The organism is Streptomyces sp. SCSIO 30461 (assembly GCF_037023745.1).
In the GTDB taxonomy this organism is placed as follows: Bacteria; Actinomycetota; Actinomycetes; order Streptomycetales; family Streptomycetaceae; genus Streptomyces.
Genome location: NZ_CP146101.1, coordinates 4,652,035 through 4,676,722 on the forward strand (window position 1 = coordinate 4,652,035; position 24,688 = coordinate 4,676,722).

The 24,688-nt window shown below is 67.5% G+C and carries 22 protein-coding genes and 2 pseudogenes; 13 read left to right on the plus strand and 11 right to left on the minus strand.

Annotated elements, in window-relative coordinates; all coding sequences use genetic code 11:
* The first annotated feature begins 11 nt into the window (after nucleotides 1-11).
* The 5 genes from V1460_RS20685 to V1460_RS20700 all read left to right on the plus strand — a co-directional run bounded on the left by V1460_RS20685 (nucleotide 12) and on the right by V1460_RS20700 (nucleotide 6,368).
* Entirely contained in the window at nucleotides 12-548 is a 537-nt protein-coding gene (locus tag V1460_RS20685; protein ID WP_338675134.1) for a hypothetical protein, read from the plus strand.
* Between the two features lie 488 nt (nucleotides 549-1,036).
* Nucleotides 1,037-1,156 carry a hypothetical protein gene (locus V1460_RS36460; protein WP_407077501.1) on the plus strand — a complete coding sequence of 40 codons (120 nt, stop codon included), beginning with the start codon at nucleotides 1,037-1,039 and terminating at the stop codon, nucleotides 1,154-1,156.
* Nucleotides 1,157-2,217: 1,061 nt separating this feature from the next.
* Nucleotides 2,218-2,502 (plus strand): LuxR C-terminal-related transcriptional regulator, encoded by a 285-nt coding sequence (locus V1460_RS36465; protein WP_407077629.1) that lies wholly within the window; start codon nucleotides 2,218-2,220, stop codon nucleotides 2,500-2,502.
* Nucleotides 2,503-3,829: 1,327 nt separating this feature from the next.
* Entirely contained in the window at nucleotides 3,830-5,179 is a 1,350-nt protein-coding gene (locus tag V1460_RS20695; protein ID WP_338671528.1) for an ISL3 family transposase, read from the plus strand.
* A gap of 199 nt (nucleotides 5,180-5,378) precedes the next feature.
* Nucleotides 5,379-6,368 (plus strand): MBL fold metallo-hydrolase, encoded by a 990-nt coding sequence (locus tag V1460_RS20700; protein ID WP_338675136.1) that lies wholly within the window; start codon nucleotides 5,379-5,381, stop codon nucleotides 6,366-6,368.
* Between the two features lie 182 nt (nucleotides 6,369-6,550).
* Here the strand turns inward: V1460_RS20700 and V1460_RS20705 are convergent.
* The 3 genes and pseudogenes from V1460_RS20705 to V1460_RS20715 form a co-directional block, all read right to left on the minus strand.
* Nucleotides 6,551-7,210 (minus strand): annotated as a pseudogene (locus V1460_RS20705) (transposase family protein); the annotation flags it as partial.
* Nucleotides 7,211-7,305: 95 nt separating this feature from the next.
* Complete coding sequence (locus V1460_RS20710; protein ID WP_338675137.1) at nucleotides 7,306-7,746, minus strand: DUF4259 domain-containing protein; 441 nt, start codon at nucleotides 7,744-7,746, stop codon at nucleotides 7,306-7,308.
* Nucleotides 7,649-8,539, minus strand: coding sequence for a LysR family transcriptional regulator (locus V1460_RS20715; RefSeq protein WP_338675138.1), 891 nt, complete (start codon nucleotides 8,537-8,539; stop codon nucleotides 7,649-7,651). The genes V1460_RS20710 and V1460_RS20715 overlap by 98 nt, the downstream gene beginning before the upstream one ends.
* A gap of 91 nt (nucleotides 8,540-8,630) precedes the next feature.
* Here V1460_RS20715 and V1460_RS20720 point away from each other — a divergent pair, with 91 nt between their 5' ends.
* Both V1460_RS20720 and V1460_RS20725 read left to right on the plus strand, forming a co-directional pair.
* On the plus strand, nucleotides 8,631-9,494 hold the full coding sequence (locus V1460_RS20720; protein WP_338675139.1) for a PhzF family phenazine biosynthesis isomerase: 864 nt from the start codon (nucleotides 8,631-8,633) through the stop codon (nucleotides 9,492-9,494).
* Nucleotides 9,495-10,041: 547 nt separating this feature from the next.
* On the plus strand, nucleotides 10,042-10,854 hold the full coding sequence (locus tag V1460_RS20725) for a hypothetical protein (RefSeq protein WP_338675140.1): 813 nt from the start codon (nucleotides 10,042-10,044) through the stop codon (nucleotides 10,852-10,854).
* 74 nt (nucleotides 10,855-10,928) lie between these two features.
* Here V1460_RS20725 and V1460_RS20730 read toward each other — a convergent pair whose 3' ends face one another.
* Nucleotides 10,929-11,132, minus strand: a complete 204-nt coding sequence (locus V1460_RS20730) for a hypothetical protein (RefSeq protein ID WP_338675141.1) — start codon at nucleotides 11,130-11,132, stop codon at nucleotides 10,929-10,931.
* Nucleotides 11,133-11,136: 4 nt separating this feature from the next.
* On the opposite strand from V1460_RS20730, the gene V1460_RS20735 reads away from it, so the two are divergent.
* The 4 genes from V1460_RS20735 to V1460_RS20750 all read left to right on the plus strand — a co-directional run bounded on the left by V1460_RS20735 (nucleotide 11,137) and on the right by V1460_RS20750 (nucleotide 13,225).
* Nucleotides 11,137-11,346 (plus strand): transposase, encoded by a 210-nt coding sequence (locus V1460_RS20735; protein WP_338675142.1) that lies wholly within the window; start codon nucleotides 11,137-11,139, stop codon nucleotides 11,344-11,346.
* Nucleotides 11,343-12,023, plus strand: a complete 681-nt coding sequence (locus tag V1460_RS20740; protein WP_338675143.1) for an IS3 family transposase — start codon at nucleotides 11,343-11,345, stop codon at nucleotides 12,021-12,023. The genes V1460_RS20735 and V1460_RS20740 overlap by 4 nt, the downstream gene beginning before the upstream one ends.
* 39 nt (nucleotides 12,024-12,062) lie before the next feature.
* Nucleotides 12,063-12,782: an IS6 family transposase gene (locus V1460_RS20745; RefSeq protein WP_338675144.1), complete on the plus strand. Its 720-nt coding sequence runs from the start codon at nucleotides 12,063-12,065 to the stop codon at nucleotides 12,780-12,782.
* A 296-nt stretch (nucleotides 12,783-13,078) separates the two neighbouring features.
* Nucleotides 13,079-13,225: a hypothetical protein gene (locus V1460_RS20750; protein WP_338675145.1), complete on the plus strand. Its 147-nt coding sequence runs from the start codon at nucleotides 13,079-13,081 to the stop codon at nucleotides 13,223-13,225.
* A gap of 179 nt (nucleotides 13,226-13,404) precedes the next feature.
* On the opposite strand, the gene V1460_RS20755 is transcribed toward V1460_RS20750, so the two are convergent.
* From V1460_RS20755 to V1460_RS20770, 4 genes are all read right to left on the minus strand, one after another.
* Nucleotides 13,405-17,193 carry a tetratricopeptide repeat protein gene (locus tag V1460_RS20755; protein WP_338675146.1) on the minus strand — a complete coding sequence of 1,263 codons (3,789 nt, stop codon included), beginning with the start codon at nucleotides 17,191-17,193 and terminating at the stop codon, nucleotides 13,405-13,407.
* A 95-nt stretch (nucleotides 17,194-17,288) separates the two neighbouring features.
* Nucleotides 17,289-18,080, minus strand: a complete 792-nt coding sequence (locus tag V1460_RS20760) for an IS630 family transposase (RefSeq protein WP_338672555.1) — start codon at nucleotides 18,078-18,080, stop codon at nucleotides 17,289-17,291.
* On the minus strand, nucleotides 17,969-18,409 hold the full coding sequence (locus tag V1460_RS20765) for a helix-turn-helix domain-containing protein (RefSeq protein WP_198602818.1): 441 nt from the start codon (nucleotides 18,407-18,409) through the stop codon (nucleotides 17,969-17,971). Before V1460_RS20765 ends, V1460_RS20760 begins: the two co-directional genes overlap by 112 nt.
* A 554-nt stretch (nucleotides 18,410-18,963) precedes the next feature.
* A complete protein-coding gene (locus V1460_RS20770; RefSeq protein WP_338675147.1) occupies nucleotides 18,964-19,338 on the minus strand; it encodes a hypothetical protein in 375 nt (124 codons plus the stop codon).
* Nucleotides 19,339-19,475: 137 nt separating this feature from the next.
* Here V1460_RS20770 and V1460_RS20775 point away from each other — a divergent pair.
* Nucleotides 19,476-19,871, plus strand: a pseudogene (locus V1460_RS20775) (MerR family transcriptional regulator); the annotation flags it as partial.
* 43 nt (nucleotides 19,872-19,914) lie between these two features.
* Here the strand turns inward: V1460_RS20775 and V1460_RS20780 are convergent.
* Nucleotides 19,915-20,721 carry a hypothetical protein gene (locus tag V1460_RS20780; RefSeq protein ID WP_338675148.1) on the minus strand — a complete coding sequence of 269 codons (807 nt, stop codon included), beginning with the start codon at nucleotides 20,719-20,721 and terminating at the stop codon, nucleotides 19,915-19,917.
* A 970-nt stretch (nucleotides 20,722-21,691) separates the two neighbouring features.
* Between V1460_RS20780 and V1460_RS20785 the strand changes: the two genes are divergently transcribed.
* A complete protein-coding gene (locus tag V1460_RS20785) occupies nucleotides 21,692-22,213 on the plus strand; it encodes a hypothetical protein (protein WP_338678400.1) in 522 nt (173 codons plus the stop codon).
* A gap of 185 nt (nucleotides 22,214-22,398) precedes the next feature.
* Here V1460_RS20785 and V1460_RS20790 read toward each other — a convergent pair whose 3' ends face one another.
* Both V1460_RS20790 and V1460_RS20795 read right to left on the minus strand, forming a co-directional pair.
* The gene (locus V1460_RS20790; RefSeq protein WP_338675149.1) at nucleotides 22,399-23,202 is read right to left on the minus strand and encodes a VCBS repeat-containing protein; all 804 of its coding nucleotides are present in this window, start codon (nucleotides 23,200-23,202) and stop codon (nucleotides 22,399-22,401) included.
* A gap of 218 nt (nucleotides 23,203-23,420) precedes the next feature.
* Entirely contained in the window at nucleotides 23,421-24,554 is a 1,134-nt protein-coding gene (locus V1460_RS20795; RefSeq protein WP_338678135.1) for an N-acetylmuramoyl-L-alanine amidase, read from the minus strand.
* Nucleotides 24,555-24,688 lie beyond the last annotated feature (134 nt).

Sequence of the window (24,688 nt, forward strand, 5' to 3'; positions counted from 1 at the left end):
TTGGCCGAGGAGTGCTATGCCGACGCGCGGGGCACCGGGGCGGTCGGGCCCTGGCCACCGCGCATGCGCGCGAGATACCGCTGGGCGCCCTCGCCCACCTCACGGCCGCGGAGGCCGTACCCTGCGATCCGGTCTCCGCCTACCGCAGCGTCCGGGCGACGCTCGGCTCCGGACCGGGCCGCTACCTGCTGTTCGTCGACGACCTCCATCTCCTCGACGCGACCTCGATGTTCGTGATCGGTCGCCTGCTCGACGCCGGCGACGCCTTTCTGCTCGCGACGTTCCAGGACGGCGTGCCCCGCAACTGCTCCGTCTCGGTCCGGGAGCGGATCGGCACACTGCTCCGGGTCGAGTTGGGCGATCTCGACAGCGCCGGAACCCGTACAGTCCTGGAGCACGTACTGTCCGGCACCGTCGGGGAGCAGACCGTGCGGTACCTGTACGGGGCCAGCGGCGGCAACCTGCTCTACCTCTACGAGTTGGTCTGCGGCGCTCTGGCCCGGGGGCGGCTCACCCACCGGGGAACTCTGGCGGGCGACGAGCCCTGAGGAGTTCGGCACACCGCGACTCGACCGGCTCGTGGAGGACAGGCTCGCAGTGGTGGGCCCGACGGGTCGCACGGCTCTGGACCTGCTCGCCCTCGCCGAGCCGGTGGGAGTGAGCGAGTTGCGGGCGCTGGCGGGAGCCGACGTCCTGGAGAGACTGGAAGCGTCGAACGCCATCCGGGTCCATGAGGACGGCCGACGGCTGAAGGCCACCCTGGCACACCCCGTGTACGGACAGGTACTGCTTTCGCGGATGGGCGCGTTGCGGCGCCGCAGGCTGCTCAGGGAGCACGCCGAGTGGGTGAGAGGTCGCGGCCTCCGACGAAGGGGGGACGTGCTGCGGATCGCTGTCTGGGAGGCGGCCGTCGACATCGCGGAACCCGGACTGCTGACCCATGCGGCGGGGCTGGCCCGTCGCTGTCACGACTACCAGCAGGTCATCGCGTTCGACCTCCCTGTCAGAGGACCAGCACTCGGCAGCCACCCGCCACATGCTGGCGGAGAGCCACTTCCAGCTCGGCGACTGGAGACAGGCCGAAGCCACACTGAAGCGCCTGGCCTGTTCGGCCCCCCGGGGCGAACCGCGACCGCGACACGTACCAGGATGCTGAACCTGTTCTGGGCGGGCAGACCGATCACCGAGGTGCTGCGGATCGGGCGGCAGGCCCGTGCGCACCTGGTCGACCCGGCCGAGCGCACCGTGGTGCTGCGCGAGGTGGCGGGAGCCCTGATCGCCGTGTCCGGGCACCCCGTGGCCGGTCTCGCGCTGACGGACCACTCACCCACCGGCAGCGGCTCTCCAACCATGGTCCTGAGCATGAGGGTCCTGGCTCTGACGGCCGTCGGCCGGGCGGCCCAGGGGCTGGACACGGCTGACCACTGCGAGCGCAGCCTGCTCTCCGCCGATCAGCGGGCCCTCTCCGTGCACCGGCACGCGGTGGACGTCCTTCGCTTGTACGCCCTGGTGGAGCTGGGTCGGTTGGAGGAGGCGGAGGCACTCGCCGGAAGAGTGTCGGCGGCTGCAAGCGCGTCGACTCCGCTGACCGCGACCTGGCTCGCCTTCCACCGCGGCCGGTGCGCGTGGGCCGCGGGACGGGCGGCCGATGCCCGCCGCTACTTCGCGGAGGCCGTCGCGTCCTCGGAGTCAGCCGGGCACACCAAGATCCTCTCCCTCGCGTACTCCGGCGTCGCAGCCGCCGCTGCGGCCCTCGGCGACGAAACGGCAGCGGCGCGGGCGGTGGGCAGAGCGGCAGACCACCCGCCCTGCGCGCTCCTTGCAGGGGAGGAGCGGATCGGCGAGGCATGGCTGCTGGCGCTACGGGGGAACATGACCGCGGCACGGGAGGTGCTGCGCCAGGCCGTGCGAGGGGCACGCGCCGCCGGCCAGACTTCGTCGCGCACCCTCCTGCTCACCGATCTGGCACGATTCGGCCTCGCGGACGAGGCAGCCCGCGAATTGCGGTCCCTCTCGGACGCGCTGGAGGGCGCATTCGCCCCGGCACGTGCCGAGTTCGCCGCCGCCGTTGCCGCCGGGGACGCAGACCGGCTCCTCTCCGTCTACGCGGTGCTCAGCGGTATCGGAGCCCACATGCTGGCTGCGGAGAGCGCCTCTCACGCTGCGGCGGTGCTCCGCGGCGACCGGCGGCATCGCGCCGCCGCCGAGGCCGATCGAATGGCGCAGGCCGCCACGGCTCGGGTCCAGGGGACGCTGCCCGGTGCGTCCCGCGATGGACACTCGCTGCTGGGCTCCTCTCTCACGGAGCGAGAGCGCGAGGTCGCCGTCCTCGCAGGGCGCAGGCTCTCCAGTAACGAGATCGCCGAGCGACTCTTCCTGTCCCGCAGAACGGTCGACAACACACTCCAGAAGGTGTATCGGAAGCTCGGCGTGAGCGGCCGCCGGTCACTCGTCGAGGCATTCAGGGCCCACGAGGCATGGCCCGGTCCCGATCCGGCCTGAGACCCGACTCCTCGCGTCCCGGATGCGGGAGGCAGAAGGTGGCCCCGGACGAGCCCCCTCCTACGTCGGCCGAGGGGGTTGCGAAGATGTCGGGCCCCATCTACGTCCCGGGGACCTTCCTCGTCTCCGGCTGGGACAGTGATGCGAGAGGTCGAATCGACAGAGGGAGTCAATGGGATGACTGCATCGAGGGCCGCCCTCACACGAGACAGCCTGCGATTGAAGATCACTGTGCAGCAGGTGCGACTCGGGGACGAGGAATACAGAGTGATCAGTCCGTCGAAACCACTGAGAAACGGGGCACTCTACAAATTCAAAGACTCATACAACATGTATGTGGACCGTGCAGACGGTCGACGTATTGGCGCTCTGTGGCTGCTCGCGGCGCGATCCCCGCGGTCCTTGGTCTACCTGCCGACGCGCGCCCCGGCAGGGGAGTTCGAGGGGGCCGACGAGGAGGAGATGCCCCCTCGACCTTGTGTTGGTCCACCGGGCGGTACAGTTCCGGCCCTCCCAATGGAAGAAGCTGCGGGCACGCATTCGTGCAGGGAACGCTCCCCGCGAACTGCGCACAGCGAGCGTGCCGGAGAGGGATCTGCCGGCCGACACCCCCGAGATTAACTATGCGGCCCCCAGCAATCCGGAGCACAGGAACCTGCTACACCAGCACGTCCACGCCGAGACCCTGTTTCTGACTGGCAGCACGGCGGCGTTCAAGGAAGCCGCTCCGCATATATTCGCCGTCACGAAGGACGGGCCGCCTGCTGCTGCGACCGAGCTGTATATTTCAGGCGGATGCAACTACCACGTCTGCCGGAGTCTCTACCACTGGCCAGATCTGGATAGCCGCGGATGGGGACAATTCCATGTGGAGTTCTGCCCGTCGTGGTCGAGAGGAACAGCACAGCCGCAGATGTGGGGATCTCCAGGGCCGTGAGGCAGGCACTTGCGGGGCAGCTCAACCCGGCCCATCTGCCATGCGGAAGCCCCCTCGTCGCGCACACGACTACGGCCCAAAACGACCGTAGCGCAGGCGACTTCCACGCGTCCGGACATCCGCAGTTCCCTGCACTCGGCAACGAATCCCCCGTTCACCCATGCACGCAACTTCGGAAACTGACAGTCGATCCTGCCACACGCCGCCGCTTGTCGATCTTGCTCATGAATCAGGGTCTTCGAATTTAGTGGGGGGTGCGGCGGTGACGGGCGCGCTCGCCGGTCACGCTGTGTGAGGTGGTTGGGGTGCGGGCGCCCTGGACGCAAGGAGCCCGCGGGCCTTCGTGATCATGGTTGTTGTCTAGGCAACCGATCATGAAACCCCACGGGCTTGAACAGCGACGATACCGGCATCAACGAAGCGGCAACGCGACTTCTGGGGCTGGAGGGGGTGAGTGTGACGCAGGTCAAGGACGACGGGGCGGGCGGTTCGACGGTGTACGTGGTCACGAGCGAGGACTCCGCCCGGGCCTGCCCCTCGTGCGGGGTCTTCGCCACCCGGCTGAAGGACTACCGCACCACCCGGCCCCGGCACCTGCCCTGCGGTGGACGCCCTGTGAGTATCCGGTGGCGCAAGGCACGCTGGTACTGCGCCGAACCCGCGTGCGAGCGCGGCTCGTTCACCGAGGCGATCCACGCGGTGCCCGCCGGGATGCGCACCACCACCGCCCTGCGCCGGGCGGCGGGGGCCGCGGTCTGCGACGGATCCCGCACCGTCGTGCAGGCCGGCCGCGACCTGTCCTTGAGCTGGCCCATCGTGCAGCGATGCTTCGAGGACTACGCCGCGACGGTCCTGCCCGAGACGCCGCCCGCGACCGAGGCGGTCGGGATCGACGAGACCCGGCGGGGCAAGCCGGTCTGGGCCCAGAACCCGGCCACGCAGAAGTGGGAACTGGTCGCGGACGCCTGGCACATCGGCTTCGTCGACGTGATCGGCGGGCAAGGACTGTTCGGGCAGGTCGAAGGCCGCAACGCCACCTCGGTCGCCGACTGGCTCAGCTCCCAGCCCGCATCCTGGCGGGCACAGGTGCGCTACGTCGCCATCGACCTGTGTTCCACCTTCCGCGCCGCCGTCCACCGTGCCCTGCCGCACGCGACCGTGGTCGTCGACTGCTTCCACATCGTGCAACTCGCCCAGCGCCACCTCGCCGACCTGCGCCGACGCCTCACCTGGCGGCAGCACGGCCGCCGGGCCCGCAAGGGCGACGGCATCTACACCGTCCGCAAACTCCTGCGCCGCAACAAAGAAGACCTCACCGAAGACCAACGCCTCCTCCTGAAGACCGAGTTGGAGTACATGGGCACCTACGGCCGGCAGATCCACGCGGCCTGGCAGGCCAAGGAACTCCTGCGCGACCTCCTCGGCCTGGCCGTCAGCCGCACCCACCACGCCCCCGACCGCTCCGCGATCTCCGCCGCCCGCCACCGCTTCTTCACCCACGTCGCCGACCACGCCCACCTGCACGAACTCCTCACCCTCGCCGAGACCATCGAGCAGTGGTGGGACGGCATCGAGACCTACCTGACCACCGGCATCACCAACGCCGCCTCCGAAGGCAACAACCGCCTCATCAAGCTCGAAGCGCGTAACGCCTTCGGCTTCCGCAACCGCGCCAACCAGCGCCTACGCTCACGCTGTGCGACCACCCGCCGGAGCCGACGGCAGGCGCACCCCCACTAAATTCGAAGACCCATGAATCAGTCGATAGATGAGTATTCCCCTTGACGTGGCGTGCGTGCGGCATCGTCGGGGAGACCCGACGTGGGTGGCGGCCGGTGCAGATATGCGTGGTGTTCATTCTGGCGGTCTCGCTACGATCGACCGTCCGTGGTCCGCCAGTGGACGGACCGGTTCACTGCGGGTACTGGAGGGCGCATCCATGAGGCAGGCTCCGAAGCCGTCGGCAGGCAATCCCGAGCGGCTCGAACGGGGACATCCGTTCCGTCAGTGGAAGACCTGGAAGATACCCGGTACCGCGTTCACCCTCACAGGCTATTCGCGTGCGAACGACAAGACGTTCTTCCACATCCCCGAGCTGCGGTGCAGTCTGGACGCGGGGCTTTGTGAAGGACGTCAGGTGGATACGGTACTGCTCACGCATACCCACCACGACCACGTAAAAGACCTGGACTTCCTCGCCTCCCGGGCGGGTACCGACATCTACCTGCCGGCCGGATCCGTGCCCTACGTGGAGTCCTTTCTGCGGGCGTCGGCGGAGCTGAACCACGGGGCGGGGTACGACCCGGACCTTGCCGGCGGCTACCGGTTGCACGGGGTACGGCAGGGCGACGAGTTCACCTTCGGGCGGCGGGCACATCGTGTGCGGGTGGTGGAGTGCGAGCACAAGGTGCCCTGCGTGGGGTACGCCGTCTCCGAGGTCGGCAAGGCGCTGCGGCCCGAGTACGAGGAGCTGCGCCGCTTGCTGGTCGAGGAGGGGCGGGGCGGGGAGTTCGGGCGTATCGTGGCGCAGCGACGCAGGGAAGGTACCGAGGTCGAACAGGAGGTGCTGCGGCCGCTGTTCGCTTTCCTCGGCGATACCCACGTCAGCGTGTTCGAAGGGAACCCGTGGTTGTTCACGTATCCGGTGATTGTCACCGAGTGCACATTCCTTTACGACAGCGAGCTGGAGCGGGCGGATCGGGTCGGGCACACCGTCTGGAGCCGCCTCCGCCCCGTGGTCGAGGCACATCCCGAGACCCTGTTCGTGCTGACCCATTTCAGCCTGCGCCACTCGGAGCAGGACATCCTCGACTTCTTCGGGAGGGAGGGCAGGGGTTCCGGCGACGGGCGCCTGGACAACGTGGTGCTGTGGGTGCACCCCGAGAGCCTGCTCCCCGAACAGCACCAGCACAGCAGCACGTATCCGTGAAGGGCCTGCCGAAGGAGGACGCCTCACAAGGCGGCGCGATGTAGCGGCATGACGTCCACGAGAGGGAGGTGGACCATCTGGTCTTCTCCCTCCCACCACTCCTTCTGACCTCGCCACGCTTCACGCAGCTCAGATGACCGCTGATCGGCGGCCTCCATCGCAACTCGGGGGCTCGGAGGGTGCCGCTCCAGTGTGAGGATGGCCTTGGCGGTTGACGTCATGCTGTTGGGGCTGCATCGGGACCTGCGGAAGATCCGCCATGACTTCAGGCGGGCGACGCCGCGTTCGACGGGTGCCCATGTCACGGCCAAGGCACGGTTGCGGGTCTTGTCGATGGGGGTGAGTCTCTGCAGGGGCCTGCGCTTGATGCCAGTGGTTAGCCAGGGACCGCCGCCCTGGTAGGCGAGATCGGCCACGATGGGAACGCCCTGGCGCTCGCAGATGCGGATGATCCGGTGGGTGCGGGTGGCGGTCAGGTCGTGGGTGCGGCCCGGCCGTGCGGGTGAGAGCCACAACAGCCGGCCGTCGGGATCGGTGACCACCTGCACGTTCACACCGTGGCGCCGGTGTTCGTGGGAGCAGTCGGCCCGGCCGTCGCCGACCCGGTCGTACTCGGCGAGAGTCCCGTCGAGCAGGACGCAGTCAGGATCACGCTCGCGCAGCGTCTTCAGCAGACCCGGTGCACGTGCGGCGAGAAGGTCGACGACCGCGCTGGTGTAGTCGTGGGCGGTGGACTCGCTGATCCCGAACCCGGCAGCGATCTTCGCCAGAGCGGTGTGTTCTCCCAGATACACCAGTGCCACCATCGCGCGCTGGGATGGACGGAGCTTGCAGCGTCGGTCGCTCCTCGATCAACAGCACGGCGGCAGCCCTGGCCGCTGCGTGGCTTTAACGCTTTGTTCTGGGGTCTGGCACAAGTTCCGTGAGCCGGTCACGATCAGTGATCAGTGGATGTTTCGAGGACCAGGGGGATCTGGCGCACTTCCTGGCGCCACTGGTCGAGGTCACCACTATCCACCCAGCCCGTCGCCATCTCTGATCCGTCCTGGAGAACCCGGTCCAATGCGAGCCTGGCCGACGCGCGGAGCGAAGCAGGTAGTTCGGGCAGCGGTTCTCCGGGGCCGTCATCGGGATCGATCACGATGGGGCTGTCCGGGAGGGCGCTGGCGACAAGAGCGCCGGCGGCAACGGCTTCGGCGCCGTCTCCACCATCGACGCGTGCTCCCGAGTCGGTGACTCGCTGGAATGCCCGGGGACAGGTCCCCTCCTGCACGTCACAGTCAGTAACTACGGAAGTGGTGTGCGATTTGGGCTGTGACGATGCGCGCTGCGCGCGAGGGTTGTCGCCGGCTGTGGCGTACCAGGTGGACGGAGGCATCGGGGAGGGAGGGGCTGGGCACCGTCCTGAGACGTCCATCGCGTAGCGACTCGGCTGCGTTGGCGAGGGGGAGGATGGTGAGGCCGAGTCCGGCCGCCACACAGGAGCGGGCGGCTTCGATGCTGCCGAACCGCGTCAGTCGGGGCTGGGCTCCCTCAATCGCTTGCAGGCGTCGAGCGAGCCAGTCGCTGTAGGAACATCCCTGTTCGTGGAGGAAGAAACTCTCCTTCCCCAGTTCCTGCCAGGTTACCGGCTGTTTGCGGCCGGCAAGGGGATGGTCGGGGGCACACAGGAGGGCCAAGGGCTGGCTGGCGATGTGCTCAGCCGTGATGTCCGGGAAGTCAACCCGCTCTTCCAGCAACAGCGCACAGTCCAGACTTCCGGCCCTGAGCCCTTCCACGGCGTTGCCGGTGCCGCATGGCTGCAGGTGCACTTCCACGTCCGGGTACAGACCGCGCAGCGCGGCGACCACCCTCGGCAGATGGGCTGAGCACAGGGTCTCACCCGCGCCCACCACCACGGTCCCGGTGACCGGCCCGTCGTCGGTGGCCGCCGCGAACAACCGTGACTCGGCTTCAAGGACTTCTTCGGCCAGAGCAAGCAGCCGTTGCCCCGGCTCGGTGAGCAGCGCGCCTCTGGACAGGCGGTCAAAGAGCCGGGCGCCCAACGCCTTCTCCAGGGTCCTGATCTGCACGGTGACCGTGGACTGTGCGAGCTGCAGCTCAGCGGCGGCGGCGGTAAAGCTCCCCGTCCGGGCCAGCGCGGTGAAGGTCTTCAGCAGCCGGGTATCCATGGCCGCACCCTAGCAAGCAATCGTGAAAGTCGATGGCTTTCATGTAAAACCATCGTTGGTAATAATGTGGCGATGGCGGAAGTATGACGGCATGACCTTCCCAGCAACCACCTCTGTCCTCCGCTACTCGGCGTTCGCATCCCGCCTTGGCGGCGGAAATCCGGCCGGCGTCGTCCTCGACGCCTCACCACTCGACGAGCAGCAGATGCTGGCGGTCGCCGCGGAGGTCGGGTACTCGGAGACCGCGTTCGTCACGTCGCGAGACGAGCAGCGGCGCCGGTTCACACTGCGCTACTTCAGCCCTCTCGCCGAGGTCGCCTTCTGCGGGCACGCAACCGTCGCCGCATCGGTGGCACTCGCCGAGCGCATAGGCCCCGGCGATCTGGTCTACGACACACTCGCCGGCGAGATCAGGGTGGAGACCGTGGCCGATGGTCCGGGTCTTGTGAGGGCGACGCTGACCAGTGTCCCCACCCGATCCCGTCCAGCGCAGACCGCCGAGGTAGACGCTGCGCTTTCGGCTCTGAGGTGGGGAAAGGCCGACCTTGATCCGGCGCTGCCGGCGCACGTGGCCTTCGGTGGTAACGAGCACCTGGTGCTCGCGGCTGCCACTCGTGCCCGACTGGCCGATCTCGACTACGATTTCGAGGCCCTCACGGCTGTCATGAAGATCCACGGCTGGACGACCGTGCACTTGGTCTGGCGCGAGAGTGACGGCCGCTTCCACGCGCGTGACCCCTTCCCCGTCGGGGGCGTCATCGAAGACCCGGCCACCGGAGCAGCGGCAGCCGCGTTCGGTGGTTATCTGCGTACACTCGGCCTGGTGGCAGCAGCGGATACGATCGCCATCCGCCAAGGCGAGGACATGGGACGGCCGAGTGATCTGATCATCGAAGTGGACTCCCACGACCCGCGGGTGCGCATTACCGGTCATGCCGTGCCGATCCCTGGTTGATCAGGACCTGGACCACCATCGGCACCGGCACCGCCGACCGCAGACGCAGCGCCAACCTGCCTTCGCGGACAACGGCTTCAGCTCAGCGAGGGCGCCGCCGTCGCCTTGACACAGATGTCCAGGGGCGACGCCGATGCCCCGATGCGTTCCTCGCACTCCTGCAAGCGGGCTGCCTGGCGCAGGCGCACGCCCGGCCGTCTGCGGGTGACCAGCCTGCATGACACGGATGCGCCCATCCGAGGTCGAAGCCCTGGCCGGCACCGGACAAGTCCCGTGCGAGAGGAGGGAACTGGGCGACATCGACGACGTCGGCGCCTTCCTGGGCCCGGACGTCGGCGAGAGCGCCCGCCACGGGCACCGCCTCACCTCGGGCCCAGCCAGAAGCGGCCGTCCACGAGGGGAGGTACCGCCTCGAATGCGCACATCGCGCAGTCGCTGGAGGGACGCCCTACTTTCCGCGGTCCCGACCCCGATACAGGGGGCGGGGTCGGGACCGCCGTCACCACACCTGCCCGGATCATCCTTCACCCTCGGAGAAAGTGACCTCATGCTGCGAGACCCGACCGTCCACAGGCTTGCCATCCTGGCGGGTACCACCATCGCCGCCTTCGCCCTGACCGCTCCCGCACACGCTGAACCTCAGCCGCTGGCCGCCGTCGACCTGGCCGAGAGCTATGTGCTCTCCGCTACCGACAGCACCCTCAACACCTACGCGGGCGGAGCCACAGCGCATCTCAACCGCAACGCCGAGGGTGTCACCGACGCCCGAGTGGAGTGCAGTCACTTCATCAACCTTCTTACCACCCAGGCCTGGGCCAACATCGACACCGGCACGATCGTCGATCTGGTCGACGGGCCCGACGCCGGCACATTCTCCAACGCCGGTGAATGGCACGACGCCATCGTCGACGGGAGGAGTACCAACGACACTCCTGGCAATGACAACACCGTGGCCCTGGTCCAGCGGCCCCAGTGGATGGACCCTAGCGGTGAGGTGCTGGTCCGGCGCGGCGACATCCTGGCGATAAAGCACCCGGCGGGCAATTCCACGAGCGGCCACATGGGCCTGGTCCAGTCGGTCGTGCCCATCTCCGAGACGGCCGACGACCACGATTCCAGCCAGTCGTCGTACGCCCAGTTCCGGGTCCGGATCACCGACTCCGCGGGCAGTCCCCACAGCGACGACACCCGGTCCGCCTACCCTGCCGGTGACCGGGACGGTATCGGAACGGGTGACATCCGTGTCCTCGTGGACCCGGTCACACGCCAGCCCGTGGCCTGGAAGTTCACGATGTCCACCGGTGCGACGATGCGCACCGAGGACATCGCGGTCGGAACTCTCATCGGCGGCGACAACTGAACCGCGGCATGGTGTCCGGCTGTGTAAGGCCGATTCAAGGCCGGGTAGTTATTGAGGCGGAACTGTTCAGTTGCCTATTCGAGGGTGTAGCGGACGTGGCGGGCGTGGAAGTAGCCGCGGACGTGGTGGGGCTGTTGCTGTCGGCGGTGGAGGAAGCGTCGGGTTTCACGGGCGAGGTCGTCGACCGAACGAGCCCGGGCGGCGTGGACGTAACACGTACCGGCGGACGGCCTCCGGGACGCGATCGCGCTCGTCGACTCCTCGGGCAGGACGGTCACGGCAGTGGCCCGGGAACTCGGCATCAGCTCGGAGTCCCTGCGCGGCTGGTACCGCCGGGCGAAGGCGGACCGGGGCGAGGGGCAGAGCGGCGAGCTGACCAGCGCCGAGCGTGAGGAGCTCAAGCGGTTGCGGCGGGAGAACCGCGAACAGCAGCAGACGATCGAGATCCTGAAAAAAGCGACCGCCTTCTTCGTGAAGGAGAACGACCGGTGAGCGAGCTGTACCGGTTCATCCACGCGGAGAAGGCGAACTACCCGGTCGTTCTGCTGTGCCGGGTGCTGCACGTGACCCGCTCCTCCTACTACGCGTGGCGCGAGGGTGAGGCAGCCCGCCGGGCCCGCCAGGCCGCCGACGACGCGCTCGCCCACGAGATCACGGTGCTGCACGTCGCCTCCCGCCGCACCTACGGTGTCCCGCGCATCCACGCTGAACTGCGTCGTCTGGGGCGGCGGGTGAACCGCAAGCGTGTGGCCCGCGTGATGCGCGAGCGCGACATACGCGGCGTCACACGGCGCAAGCACCGCTCGCTGACCCGGCCGGACACGAAGGCGAAGCCGGCCCCGGACCTGATCGGCCGCGACTTCCACGCCGAGCGTCCCGGGATCAAGCTGGTCGGTGACATCACCTACCTGCCCACCGCGGAGGGCTGGCTCTACCTCGCCTGCTGGCTGGACCTGGCCACCCGCGAGGTCGTCGGCTATGCCATGGCCGATCACCACCGCGCCGAGCTCGTCATCGACGCCCTGGACATGGCCCACGGCCGGGGGGACCTGGAGCTCGGCTGCGTGATCCACAGTGATCGCGGCAGCGAGTACACGTCGACCCAATTCCGTGGCCGAATAAAGGAGTTGGGCCTTCGGCAGGGTGCTGTCACGTTAGCCGGTGGGTGAGATGCTCTTCGGGTTGATCACGCTCGGGAGGGGCTTGTCGTGGAGAGCGCGTCGCCGTCGTACAGGGGTCACCGCTACCCGGCGGAGATCATCGCGCACTGCGTGTGGCTGTACTTCCGGTTCCCGGTCAGCTTCCGCGAGGTGGAGGAGATGATGCTCCAGCGCGGGGTGATCGTCTCCTACGAGGCCGTGCGCCGCTGGTGTGCGAAGTTCGGGCAGGCATACGCCGACGGGCTGCGGCACCGCTGGCCCGAGCCTGGCGACAAATGGCACCTCGACGAGGTCTTCGTGAAGATCGGCGGCGAGCGGCAGTACCTGTGGCGGGCCGTCGACCAGCACGGGAACGTCCTGGACGTTCTCGTGCAGTCCCGCCGTGACGCGAAGGCCGCCAAGCGGTTCATGGCCGGGCTCATGAAGAAGCAGTGCCGCGTCCCGCGGGTCCTGCTGACCGACAAGCTGAAGTGCGACGGCGCCGCCCACCGCGACCTCATGGCCTCGGTCGAGCACCGCTCGCACAAGGGGCTGAACAACCGGGCCGAGAACAGCCACCAGCCCACCCGCCAGCGCGAACGCGCCATGAAGTACTTCCGCTCACCCGGCGCCGCGCAACGGTTCCTGTCCGCGTTCAGCGGCATCTCGCCCCACTTCCGGCCCCGACGCCACCTCCTGACCGCCGCTCGGTACCGCTTCGAGATGACCCTCCGCTTCACCCTCTGGGACCACATCACCGGCACAGCCGGCCTGCCCACCACAGCCTGACCCAGGACCCGAAAACCAGCCCCACCACACCCCGACACACCATCAGACGCTCACGCACCCGACAACGTGACAGCACCCCGCGATTCCCTCCGCGACGTCATGAATACGCACCACGTCACCCACGACCCCGAGCACCACGACCGGCTGGCATCCACCCCGGCGGCGGAACCGGCGACGAGGCAGGGCTCGCGGATCCCCCGACTGATTCCGCTGGCCCGTTCCACCAATACGACCGTCCTGCCCACGAACCCCATCCCGGCCCGGGATGCTGGGCCGTACGAGCAAGGAGCTTCCCGATGACCGTGCTGGACGAACGCCCCTCTGCCACTCTGCTCGATCACCTCTCGCTGGAGCTCACCTCCCGCTGCCAGCTCACGTGCCCGTCGCGTATCGCGGCACTCGCCGTGTCCCCCGCAGCTTGTGTCGTTCTACTTGGGGACTGAGCGCTGCCCTCGGGCCGCCTTAGAATCGTCGTGTCCCTTTCTGACCTCCGCCTGTGAGCGAGATCACTTGGCAGGGAGGCTCGCTGAGCCGGTCTCTCAACCTGGCCGTACTCCAGATCGCGGGCTCCGGCTCGGCCCAGCGTGCGGACGGAACGGCGGAGCTGACATGGCCCTTCGCACTACGACTCCTTGTCACCTCGGGAAACCCGTCGTCTCAGGCGAGAGAACTCGGCCGCTGAGTCGGCCCCGACTTCCTCGAAGAGCATGGCGGCTCGTTCGAACATAAAGACGGCACTCTTGCGGTCACCCTGCTGCAAGGCGGTTTCGGCAAGTATGCTCAGAGCGTTGGCTTGTGCAAGCCGGTCGCCGATTCTATGGGCAATGTCCCGGGCTTCAGTCGCATGCCGCTTGCCTGCCAGCAGGTCTCCCCTCAGCCGCATGGCATCGGCGAGAAGGTTCAAGGAGTTGGCCTGACCCGGCTGGTTGGCAAGGAATCGGTGCAGGGCGAGGGCTTCAGCGGCGTGGGTCGCGGCTCTCGGCAGGTCGCCCAGCATCCGAGCCGTTGCAGCAAGGCTGTTGAGGGTGTTGGCCTGACCGAGTCGGCTGTCGATGGAACGGTGAAGCGTGAGAGCCGCGATGGCAAACCGCTCGGCTGCCCGCAGGTCACCCCACAACCGGACGGTTTCTGCGAGGCTGTTGAGGGTGGTGGCCTCGCCGTGCCGGTCGCCGATGGTTCGGTACAGGCCGAGAGCTTCCCTGGCACATTTCTCGGCTTTCGGCAGGTCACTCCGCAACCGGGCAATAGTCGCCAGGATACGCAGGGCGTTCGCCTCGCCGAGCCCGTCGGCAATGGAGCGGTAAAGATCGAGGGCATTTTCTGCTCGCCGCTCCGCTTTCGACAGGTCGCCCTGGAGCCGAGCGGTATCTGCCAGAAGGTTCAAGGTGGTGGCCTGGCCTAGCGGGTCATCGACACTGCCGCACAGGGCCAATGCGTCGGTGGCGCGCTCCTCAGCTGTGTCGAAGTCGCTCCGGAGCTGGGCGATAGCCGCCAGCGTACGCAGTGTGTTGGCTTGGCCGTTCTGGTCGCCGATCGCGTGAGAGAGCGCCAAAGCCTCCGACGCGTGCTGCTCCGCTGTCTCCAGGTCACCTCGCAGCCGGACGATGGTCGCCAGAGTGCAGAGGGTGTTGGCCTGGCCGAACCGGTCGCCGATGGCCGAGAAGACGGCCAATGCCTCGGTGGCCCACTGCTCAGCGACTTCGAAGTCATGTCGCATATGTGCTGTTTCAGCCAGGAGATGCAGTGTGTTGGCCTGGCCGAACCGGTCGCCGATGGCCGAGAAGACGGCCAATGCCTCGGTGGCCCACTGCTCAGCCAATTCATGCTCATTCCTCTTCCGTGCGATGGTCGCCAGCGTACGCAGTGTGTTGGCCTGGCCGAACCGGTCGCCCATGGACGAGAAGACGGTCAAGGAGTCGTCAGGACGGTCATGGATCTGGGCCATTGCCAGGGTTCGTGGATCGTTGAGCTCACCGGCGAGGGTGCGCGCCGCAGCGCGGGCTTTTCGAGCCGACTTCCGCAGGTGCACTGCCTCGGCGCGAGCGGCAAGCGACAGGTTGGCGGTATGGGACGGCGCGGTAGCGGGGGTCACGGCCATGGCCGTGATATGAGCGCTTGAGGCTGCTGCCGGGTCTGCCCAGACGGCCTTCCGTTCGGCTAGGTCGGCATGGAGAAGCCGTAGGAGGACCGTGCAACGCTGATCGGTGCAGTCACTCGCTGCCGCGAGCCCTGCCTTTACGTGATCGTCCGCGTTATTGAGGTCCCAAGTGAAGATGGCTCGTTCGGCGTGGATTCGATGCGCGTGTGCAGCGATGTGAGGGTCATCGTCGGCGTGCTCGAGCGCGCGGTCGGCATGCTCGGAGGAGCGGGGCCAGTCGCAGAGGTGTGCGGACGCCTGAGCGGCCAAGACGTGCAGGTGGGCACGGCGCAGCCCGGCGGGAACGGCATCGGCCGTGGGCACGACGAGAAGGGCCTCGCACAGGTCGGCCAGCGGGCCCGGCTCGCGCGCTGCCGACAGGGCATCGCTCTCGTCGGTTTCAGGGTCGGGTAGACCAAGAGTCTGTGAGAGGAGTTCGTCCCCTCGGGCGAAATCTCCGGTATTGAGAACGGCCTGTGCCAAGGCGCAGAGAAGCTTCCCGGCCATGGGGTCCTCCCTCGGCAGGGCTTCCAGGGCTGTGGTCCACTGGGTGGCGGCGTCGGCGTAGCGGTCGCGGCGCCACGCCGCCTGCCCGGCCAGCATCGCGGCCGTGCGCACACCGGGATGGCCGGCCTGTCCGTACACCGTGAGAGCCTGCTCGGCGTGGTCGTACGCCAACGCATGATCGCCCCTCCCATAGGCTAGGCGGGCCCGTACAAGATGGGCGTCCGCGAAGATGACCGGGAGGGTGTCACGGACAGTCGGGGCGGAAAGTGCGGCATTGCTTAGCAGATGGAGCGACAAGCCGTCGACCGGTTCGGTCTCAAGGGCGCGGATGACGTGGGCCGCCCATGCGGCGGCGTGCCGGGGGTCCCCGAGCGCGAACCGATGGTGTGCTGCCTCAAAGCGGAATGCGCCGCCGGACACTGCCTCGAAGTAGTCGGCCGCCCTCTTGTGCAGCAGGGGCAGGCTGCGCTTTGCCTCGGGCAGGTGGGTATCTTCCTCGGCCAGTGCGGCCAGGAGCCACTCCTGGATCGTGCGGTGCAGCTGCCAATGCCCACGAGAGCCAGGCAGGCTTCGCACACACGACATGCGGCGAAGGGGCTCGAACCATGATTCGTTTCCTGCGTCCGGCTGCGGGCCCGGTGCTGAGGTAACGGCGTGCAAGGCCTGCGGCGTGAAGGTGCCCAGCACTGCCGCCGCGTGCAGGAACCGGCGGTTGCGATCGGTGATACGTGCCATCACATGGGTGCGGAGCCACTCCTGGCGGTCACCGTGAGCCAGTTCCTCCACGTGCACAAGCGCGGTAGGGGCTACCTGCGTGCCGTCGGCCGCAGGCTCGTCGAGGAGTGTGCCGGTGAGCACGTCGGCGATCCAGGAGACCTCCGCGGGCAGTCCCCGGCTGCGCTCGGTTACCGGCCCTGCCAGGTCATCCGGCACGTGCAGTCCCCTTCGGGCCAGATACGCCCGGGTGTCGGCCGGCTCCCACGGCGTCAACTCATGCAGGTAGTACCGCCCGTCTCTTCGGGCGTCCTTCACCCAGGGGTCGGGGCCTACGGTGCCAGCCAGGACCACCCGGAGCCCGGGAGCCTGCTCCAGCAGCTCATTCAGCACCTCGGCGAACCAGCCGCCGACACCGAGCGACTCCCCCGGCCGGGGCCGATCGACCTGTGCCTGGCTGTCGTCGAAGAACACCAACCACTCGCACGTGTCGATCAACAGCAGGCACCGCCGTCGGCGCACCGTCCGGGCCACGACGCGCAGGTCTTGGACCCAAGCCAAGCGTCTCTGTCCTTGGGTGGGGTCGCCCCCGGTGACCGTCACCGGAGAGTCGGAGATCAGTGCGCCGCGGCTCGCCCATTGCCACACGCGCGCCTTCAAGGTCCGCGGTATGCCGATCGCCTCCGCCTGCTGGTGTACCCAGCGTCGACGCCACCACGGCGCGCTTCCCGCCAATGCCCGGCCGACCTGGCGCAGCAGCTCCAGCGCGGCCTGCTCACCGCCTTCGCCGGGTACGGCCATGCTGGCCAACAGACTTGTCGCGTCCAGCAATCGGACATGGGCGTCTGTCTGCTGCTGGGCCGCTATCCGTGCCAGGAGGGTGGACTTGCCTATGCCAGACACCCCGGTGAAGGCCAGCAAGCGGGCGTGGCCTTCGCCGTGCAGCAGTTGGCGAACCACATCCAGTGCGTCCCTGCGATCAGTGAACAGCTCCCCGACGTCTCCCCACGGTGACTCATCACCGCCGACGTCATCTCGGCTTTCTCGCGACATTGCCTGACATGATGACAGGCCACGGGGCAAAATAGGAATGCGCCGCGACGGCCGGGACGCTACGTTGGACAGTCCCACTAGTAGATTGTCGCGGCTTAGTTTTGCTGTGTGGTTGGGTAGAGGTGGCGTAGTTTCACGCGTGCGTCGTCGGTGGTGAAGTGCCAGTCGACTTGGCGCTGGTTGCTGTTGGTGTGCTGCTGCCAGGCGGCGAGTTCGGTGTTGAGCACGGTGAGGTCGTCGATGCGGCGGTCCAGGCACTGGCGGGTGAGCGCGGAGAGCTCGATCTCGGCGATGTTGAGCCAGGACCCGTGTTTGGGGGTGTGGTGGATTTCCAGGCGCTGGGCCAGCGCGAAGGCTTTCCCCGGGTCGAACGCCTCGTAGAGCGAGGCGGTGGTGTGGGTGTTGAGGTTGTCCATCACCAGCACGACCGTGGCGGCGTCGGGATAGTCCACGGTCAGCAGGTGTTCGACCTGGTGCGCCCAGTCGACCTTGGTCCGGCGGGGCTGGGCATCCACGCGTCGCCATCCGCGCAGCGGTTCAACCCAGCAGAAGATCGAGCAGGTCCCCGAGCGGACGTACTCGTTGTCCTCGCGGCGGTCACGGCCGGGCCGCGGGGGAAGCGGATCGCGGACGTGGCCGAGCAGCTGGTACGGCTTCTCGTCCATGCACACCACCGGACGCGCCGGGTCATAGGGCCGGGCATAGACGGCCAGCACGTCTTCCATCCGGGCCGCGAACTGCGCGTTCGCTCGTGGCGGGATGGTCCAGCACTTCTTCAGGTGAGGACGCAGTTCCGTTTTTTTAAAACCCGGCCGATCGTGGAGTGGTCCAGGTTCGGGATGTCCTCGATCAGCGCCACGTGCCTCTCCAGCAGGCGCAGCGACCACCGGGCATGGCCCTTGGGCGGTGTCGAGCAGGCCAGCGCGATCAGCCTCGCCTCGACCTCACCGGTCACCGGGGAGGGCACCGGGGGGCAGGCGCGTTCCTTCCGGCCGACCGTGGCCCACACATCGCCGCCGGTCTCCGCGTACCGCTTCGAGACCAGCCGGACCGACTCGCACGACACCCCGACCCGGTCCGCGATCACCGCCCGCGGATCGACCTCGCCGACCGACGTATCCAGCGCGAGCAACACCCGCGCCCGTCTGATCATCGACGCGCTGCGGACTCCCGTCGTGGTCACCCGCACCAACGCCTGACGATCCTCAGCACTCAAGGCAACCGGATACTTCTTTTGTGACGACATGGCACCCCCGCCCGGCCGAAGTGAAGCGACGAGGGGAGACTGCCCGACCGTCAACTCCACCAATCAGAGCCATACTTAGGTGCGACAATCTACTAGCACATCACGCCTGTCGACCAGATTCCCTTGCTTCTGAAGGCAGGTCTTGTGCATCTCCACTGTGCCCGCTGTACGGTCGACTCCTGGCTTGGTCAAGCCCTCAACGTTCCAATTCGTGCTGCTCCTCGGCGACTTGGGCCCGTTCCGGTCGGTAGCGAACAGCGGACTCAATTCGTTCGGTTTGTCCTTGTGTCGGCAGGCAGGGAGGGGTTGCAGGCGTGGTGCTGGCGGTCATGGGCACATCGTGCCCGGGCTTTCTCAACGCGCCAGGCAGACGACGCTACGCAGACCCCAGTCACCGGGCCGAGGGGGATGCGTTCGCCGGCGCGTTGGTGCCTGGGCTGGGAAGAGCAGGGCGGGCAGCGGCACAGGTCAATGCTCACCTCGCCTGCTGTTCTCACTGCCATCCGTCGACGCGTGAAGGTCTCTCAGCTAGCGTCCACAGGGCTGTTGGTGATTGCGCCTCCGCGGGTCGCGCTCTGGCGGGTGTCGGCCGCGCGGCTGGTGGCAGGCGAGTCGGTGATGTTTCCCTCGCGGGTTGCCGTTTGGGTGGCGGAGCCGCCGTCGCGGACGGTAACGCCGGAGCCGGTGATCTGACCGCCGTGGCCTGCCCGTACGCGTACCCAGCTGCGGCTCTGCGTGCCGCTGCCGATACTTTGGACGGCGATGGCAACAGCGGCGATGGCCAGTACGGCCAAGGTAGCAGCGAGGGACCAACTCCAGCGGCTGGTGATGAGGTTGGTGACGACGCCGGTGGCTATCCCCACCACCACTCCGGCGGCTGCTACAGCCTTGGGACCCATCGGCGCCTCCTGAGGTCTGCGGCCAGTCGATCACAGCGGGCTGGCAATTTCAGTTTAACCCTCATTGCAGCCTGGGGAGCTGTCAATCCCAACTTCCCCTGCAATCACGGGCTCCACGCTACGAGGGGATGGTCACTGGTGACGAAGCTACCGCGCGGCTGCGGGATGCCCTTGCGAACTCCGACGCCGTGGTCCGTGGGCATGCGGCTTTGGCGCTCGGTACATGTGGTGTGGCCGATGCAGTCCCGGCGCTCATCGACATGATCGTGGAGGGAAGGAACGACACCGATGCAGCCGATGCACTGAGCGTGCTGGCGAGCGACATCGCGACGGCAGATCAGATCGCGACCAGGCTCGTCGACCGCCTTGCCGACAACACAACCAAGGCACCTGCACGCGGGCGGCTGACCCAAGCATTGGCGGACATCCCGGGAACGACGGCGTCACATGCCCTCGTGGAGTTGTCCCATGACGAGGAGCGTGCTGTTGCGCTAACTGCCACATACCTGCTTCAGCTCCGGAACGTGAGGTGAAGGAATCGGGACGGGTGCGTATCCGATGGGGGTGGCTGGTTGATTAGGCTGCGAGGCTGAGGGTGTTGCGATATCGGGCCTGGTGGTTTCGGGTGAACTCCTGTTGTTCGTGCCAGGCCCAGTAGGTGTCGAAGTCGCCGTTGGCGCGCAGGGCACGGAGTTTCAGCACGGCCTCGGCTCCGGACAGGCCCCAGCGGGCTCCGGCGATGTCGAGACGGTCTTTGACCAGGTGGCGGCAGGCTCCCTCGATGATGCCCGTCGCGATCGGCCAGCCGGCACTCAGGGCGGTGTCGTAGCGGAGGTATTCGGCCTTGTTGGTGAGGTAGGCCACGGCGTCGTCGATGCCTTTGTGGTGGCCGGCGGCGATCCCGGCACGTTCGGCGGCCGCTCGGATCGCCGTGGCGGCCTTGCCGCAGTCTCCGGCCAGGACGGTGCGGGCGGTGTGGGCGACCCATGCCTCGATGGTCTTGTCGCCGCTCTCGTGCAGGCCGTGGCCGGCGCCCCACAGATACTCCAGGACGTGGACGATGTCGATGACGATGTGGACGGCGACGCCTCGACGCGCGGCCTCGGTGTTGATCAGGTCGATCTGGTGGGGTGCGCCGTCGACCAGGACGACCCAGGTGCGCGAGTGGCCGGGGTCGCGGGCCTCGGCCTGGTCGAACACCGCGGCCACGACCTCGGCGGCGGTGTCGTTGACCGAGCCGCACAGCCACTTGGAGCGGGCCTTCGGGGCCCGGGCCGGACGGTCGGCCCCGTCGGTGGCCCGCTCGGCGTCGGGGTCGGCGATGATGTCGTCGACGTCGCGCGGGACCGGCTCGGCGTCGTAGACGGTGCCCAGCGTGGCCATCCGCTTGCGGCCGTTCTTCTCCCCGGCCGAGAGCCGCTTGTCCAGCTTGTTGCCGCCCTTGGCGGCGGCTGCCCTGGCGGTGGCCTCGCGCAGCGCGTCCGGTCATCGTCTCCCGCGTGATCTGCAACCGGGACAGCTCGGCCTCCACCAGCGTCAACGCTTCGGACAACTTGGCGATCTGCTCACGCAGTTCCTCGGCCCGCGACCGGGCCGCACCCTCTTTGGACTCCAACGCAGCCAACCACAACCCCACCCACCCCCGACTGGTGTCCGCTCCGACAGCGAACGACTCACCGCCAAAGGTAGGAACCTCACGCGGCCCGCGGCACCGTAAATCCCACCGAACCACCCCAACGAGTCACCCGAGCAGGATACGCACCCAAAGACATTCCTTTCGGCCGCGGCCCCTCACCTCACTTGCCCCTCCTCCCGTGAAGGACGTCTCCCATACGCCGCTCCCCCCGTACCCCGCGTACCCCGCGTGCGCCGCACGCGCAGCTCGCCCGGTTCGTCCAGAGGGGCGAGGAGATCCTCCCCGCCTGGGACGCCTACTCCGAGGAGGCCACCGGACTCGACGGCTGGCCCTACGACAAGCACGCCTACGGCATACGCCAGAGCCGGCGCGACGCCGATACCGCCGCGGCGTTCGAGCAGGTCCGCCCCGCCGCACACGCTCTGCTCGCCACCGCCCACACACAACTCGCCGCCCTGCCCACCCACTCCGTGCGAAGCACCTGGGTATGGCAGTTGGCCACCCTCACCTACGCACTCGACCGACTCGACACCCTGAGCGAGGGGTGGCACACGACCCGCACCGGCCTCCTCGCCGGCATTGATGCCCGCAGTCCCGCATACGCCGACGCCCTCGCCGAGTACCACGCCGAGGCGTGGAGCTACCTCAACGACTGGGCCAACCACGGCTCGGCGCTCCGGGAAATCAACACCGCAGCCCGCAAAGCCCCTTCGCCCCTTGCCCCACACCGACCCCCGCCCGGCGAACCGCGACACGGAAGTGACCAGGCCCCCGCCTCCCGAGACCTTCAAGGTCGACTTCATCACCCCGCGCGCCGGCAGCGGCGACCCCGCCTGGATCACCATCCCCCTCCACCGTGCCTGCGGATGGAGTCACGACAACGACCCCCTGATGCCACGCGTCCTGCTCTCCAGCCCTGACCAGAAGGCCCTCCACCTGTTCTATCCGGGCTACGTCGACGAGATCAGGTACTTCTGCGACTGCGTGCTGAACGGCACCTCACCCGAACTCGGCTCGCTTGAGCAGGCGTTCCACATCCTGCAGCTATTCGAGGCATACCGTCGCGCGGAGCCGGAGACGTGGACGACCGTCAAGGTAGAGCGCGAAGCCCCTGCGTGCCAGGGCGGCCCTGGCCTGGCTCTTGCGGGTCGCGCTTCGCGAAGTCGCCGTCCGTGTGCGGCTCGTACGCCTCTGGCGCCAAGCCGAGTTCGTGAGTGGAGTACTCGCCGAACCGAATGATCTTCTCGGTGAGGTGGAGGAGACCTCCGCCAGATCATCAGGCTCCACCTTTCAGCCCTCGGCCTGCAGCTCGCGCACCGCCTCGGCGATATCGAGGATGTTGTGGACACGGCTGGTCAAGAAGCGCCAGCGGCGTCTGGGCGGCGTGGACGAGATGGTCCTGTCAGTGCGGTCGCCTGGCGAAGTCAGCGAACACTTACGACCGAGGCGGAGTCGGCAGAGCGGTCGGCGGTGACGAAGTCCGGTCTGCCGTCGCCGTTGAGGTCACCTGCCGCCACCCCGTAGGGGCCTGTACCGGTGGGGTAGGAGGTCCGTTCAGACCGTCCCCAACGGCTGTGCCGTGCGAGGACGGAGACCGTGTTGCTGTCAAAGTCGCAGGTGATGATTTCCAAGCTGCCGTCACCGTCCAGGTCTGCGGTGGTCACGCCGGTCGGGTTAATGCCGGTGCGCTTGGTGACGGCGGACCTGAAGGTGCCGTCGCCTCTGTTGAAGAGCAGCGAAACGGTGTTGTCGCCGCGGTTGGCCGTGATGATGTCAGGCTTCTCGCCAGCCCGCAGAGCGACGGCCGTCACGGAGCGGGGCTGGCGCCCGACCCGGTAGGCGACGCGAGATTCAAGGACTCCGTGGCCGTTGTTCCTGAGTACGGACACGGTGTTCGTACCGTTGTCAGCGGTGATGACGTCGACTCTACCGTCGCCGTTCAGGTCGGCGGCGGCCACGGAGGTCGGATTGACGCCAGTGGCGTAGGCAACAGCGGGCTCGAAGGTACCGTCCCCCCTGTTGATGAGAACCGACACCGTACTGTCGGCGAAGTTCGAGGTGACGAGATCAGGCCCGTCCACACCGTTCAGGTCGGCGGCGGCCACGGAGGTCGGATTGACGCCAGTGGCGTAGGCAACAGCGGGCTCGAAGGTACCGTCCCCCCTGTTGATGAGAACCGACACCGTACTGTCGGCGAAGTTCGAGGTGACGAGATCAGGCCCGTCCACACCGTTCAGGTCGGCGATGGCTGTGGACAGCGGTCGGGCCCCGACAGAGTAGTCACGGTACGAAGAGGACCCGTACGGTCCGTCGGCCCATGCAGGGCCGCCAACACACAGTACGGTCGCCAGCGTCGTGGCGGAGGCTCGCGCCCATCTCGCTCGGGCGGTCCGGCTGGTCCAGTCGGCCATCGGTCTCGCTCTCTCGTATCGCTCGCCCACCGGGTTTATCGGCGGGTCACTTCGACGTCCGTGGATTTCAACCAGGCAAGCCTGTGGTTGTATTGGACGCTGATATACCGCTCAGGTCCGGTAATGACCGTGTCGGGCGGGTCCGGGGAGAAGTCCTGGGCGGGTGTCGCCGACCTTGTGGCCACGTAGGCCTGCCCCTTGAGGATGGTGTAAACGCCCAGGGGGATCTGCGGAGAAGGCGCCTTTCCACCGGGTGGGTACGCGGCGGGGCCCGGGTAATTAGTTCCGTAGACGGGGATGGACGTACGGCCGGGCCGGGGACGCACGATCAGCAGCGAACTCTTGCCGGAGAGACGGGTGTACTTGCCGCCCGGGTTGAAGAACCAGACCTTCTGGCCACAGAACCAGATGGCGGTCCAGTCACCCCGTTGCTCCGCGACCACGTACTGCTGCCCCTGATTGAGTCTGTCCCCCCAATCCTCGATCCGATCGGTCCCCGCGATGCCCGCAGGAAGACCCGGATCGGGGAACAGCGGGGCGAGGTGGCTAGGGCCAGTACGCGCGAACAGGAAGTTCGAAGGCTGTGTCTGAAGCTTGCACGACTGCGGAGACGCGCCGGTGCACACCCGGAGAGTCTGCAGGTTTCTGCTGAAGTCGGGTGAGATAGTAACCACCGAGCCGGGTCGGGGCACATGTTCTGCAGTGGCCCTCGGGGACCGGTCCGGGTGTTTCCACGAGACCAAGGCCATCAAACGCTCCCAGTCCCAGTAAGGGCCCGGGCCCCATCCCATGTCGGCGATGGCGCCCGTCGAGTCGGCTTGGACCTGGTCTTCCCCGATGATGTGCTGCCGGTCGAGCGGCACCTTGTACTTCGCCGAGAGCCCCCTCACCAGTATCGCTACAGTGCGGTAAACGGAAGGCGTGTACCACTTCGCTCCCTGCGCCGCCGCACCCTCAACTTGGATCCCGACGGCATGCAGATTATACGTGTAGTTGTCGGTGAAGAAGGGAATTCTCTGCGGCCGTACCATTTCGGTGACGTATCCGTCGTTAGAACGCACCTCGTAGTTGACCGAGACCTCCAGCGCCGGATTCTGATAATCGGCGAGCGCGGCGTCGTACGTCGTTTCCGAGTTGTTGATGACGATCGTATTCAGGATAACCTCGATCTGTCAGCGGTGATCGCTGCCGGGTAGCGTCTTCGGCTCGCCCTGTTTGTCCCGCGTATTGGCGGGTGGGGCCGTCGCGTGTCGCTGCGGCTGCGCCGGGTTCCACGGTCCCGGTGGTGGTGCCGGTCTCTCCT

Coding starts and splice junctions, on each gene's coding strand:
- V1460_RS20725 (WP_338675140.1), top strand. CDS start 10,042: ATGCTGCGAGACCCGACCGTCCACAGGCTTGCCATCCTGGCGGGTACC.
- V1460_RS36465 (WP_407077629.1), top strand. CDS start 2,218: ATGGCGCAGGCCGCCACGGCTCGGGTCCAGGGGACGCTGCCCGGTGCG.
- V1460_RS20755 (WP_338675146.1), bottom strand. CDS start 17,193: ATGTCGCGAGAAAGCCGAGATGACGTCGGCGGTGATGAGTCACCGTGG.
- V1460_RS20750 (WP_338675145.1), top strand. CDS start 13,079: ATGACCGTGCTGGACGAACGCCCCTCTGCCACTCTGCTCGATCACCTC.
- V1460_RS20715 (WP_338675138.1), bottom strand. CDS start 8,539: ATGGATACCCGGCTGCTGAAGACCTTCACCGCGCTGGCCCGGACGGGG.
- V1460_RS20710 (WP_338675137.1), bottom strand. CDS start 7,746: ATGCCTCCGTCCACCTGGTACGCCACAGCCGGCGACAACCCTCGCGCG.
- V1460_RS36460 (WP_407077501.1), top strand. CDS start 1,037: ATGCTGGCGGAGAGCCACTTCCAGCTCGGCGACTGGAGACAGGCCGAA.
- V1460_RS20770 (WP_338675147.1), bottom strand. CDS start 19,338: ATGGGTCCCAAGGCTGTAGCAGCCGCCGGAGTGGTGGTGGGGATAGCC.
- V1460_RS20780 (WP_338675148.1), bottom strand. CDS start 20,721: ATGGCCACGCTGGGCACCGTCTACGACGCCGAGCCGGTCCCGCGCGAC.
- V1460_RS20700 (WP_338675136.1), top strand. CDS start 5,379: ATGAGGCAGGCTCCGAAGCCGTCGGCAGGCAATCCCGAGCGGCTCGAA.
- V1460_RS20720 (WP_338675139.1), top strand. CDS start 8,631: ATGACCTTCCCAGCAACCACCTCTGTCCTCCGCTACTCGGCGTTCGCA.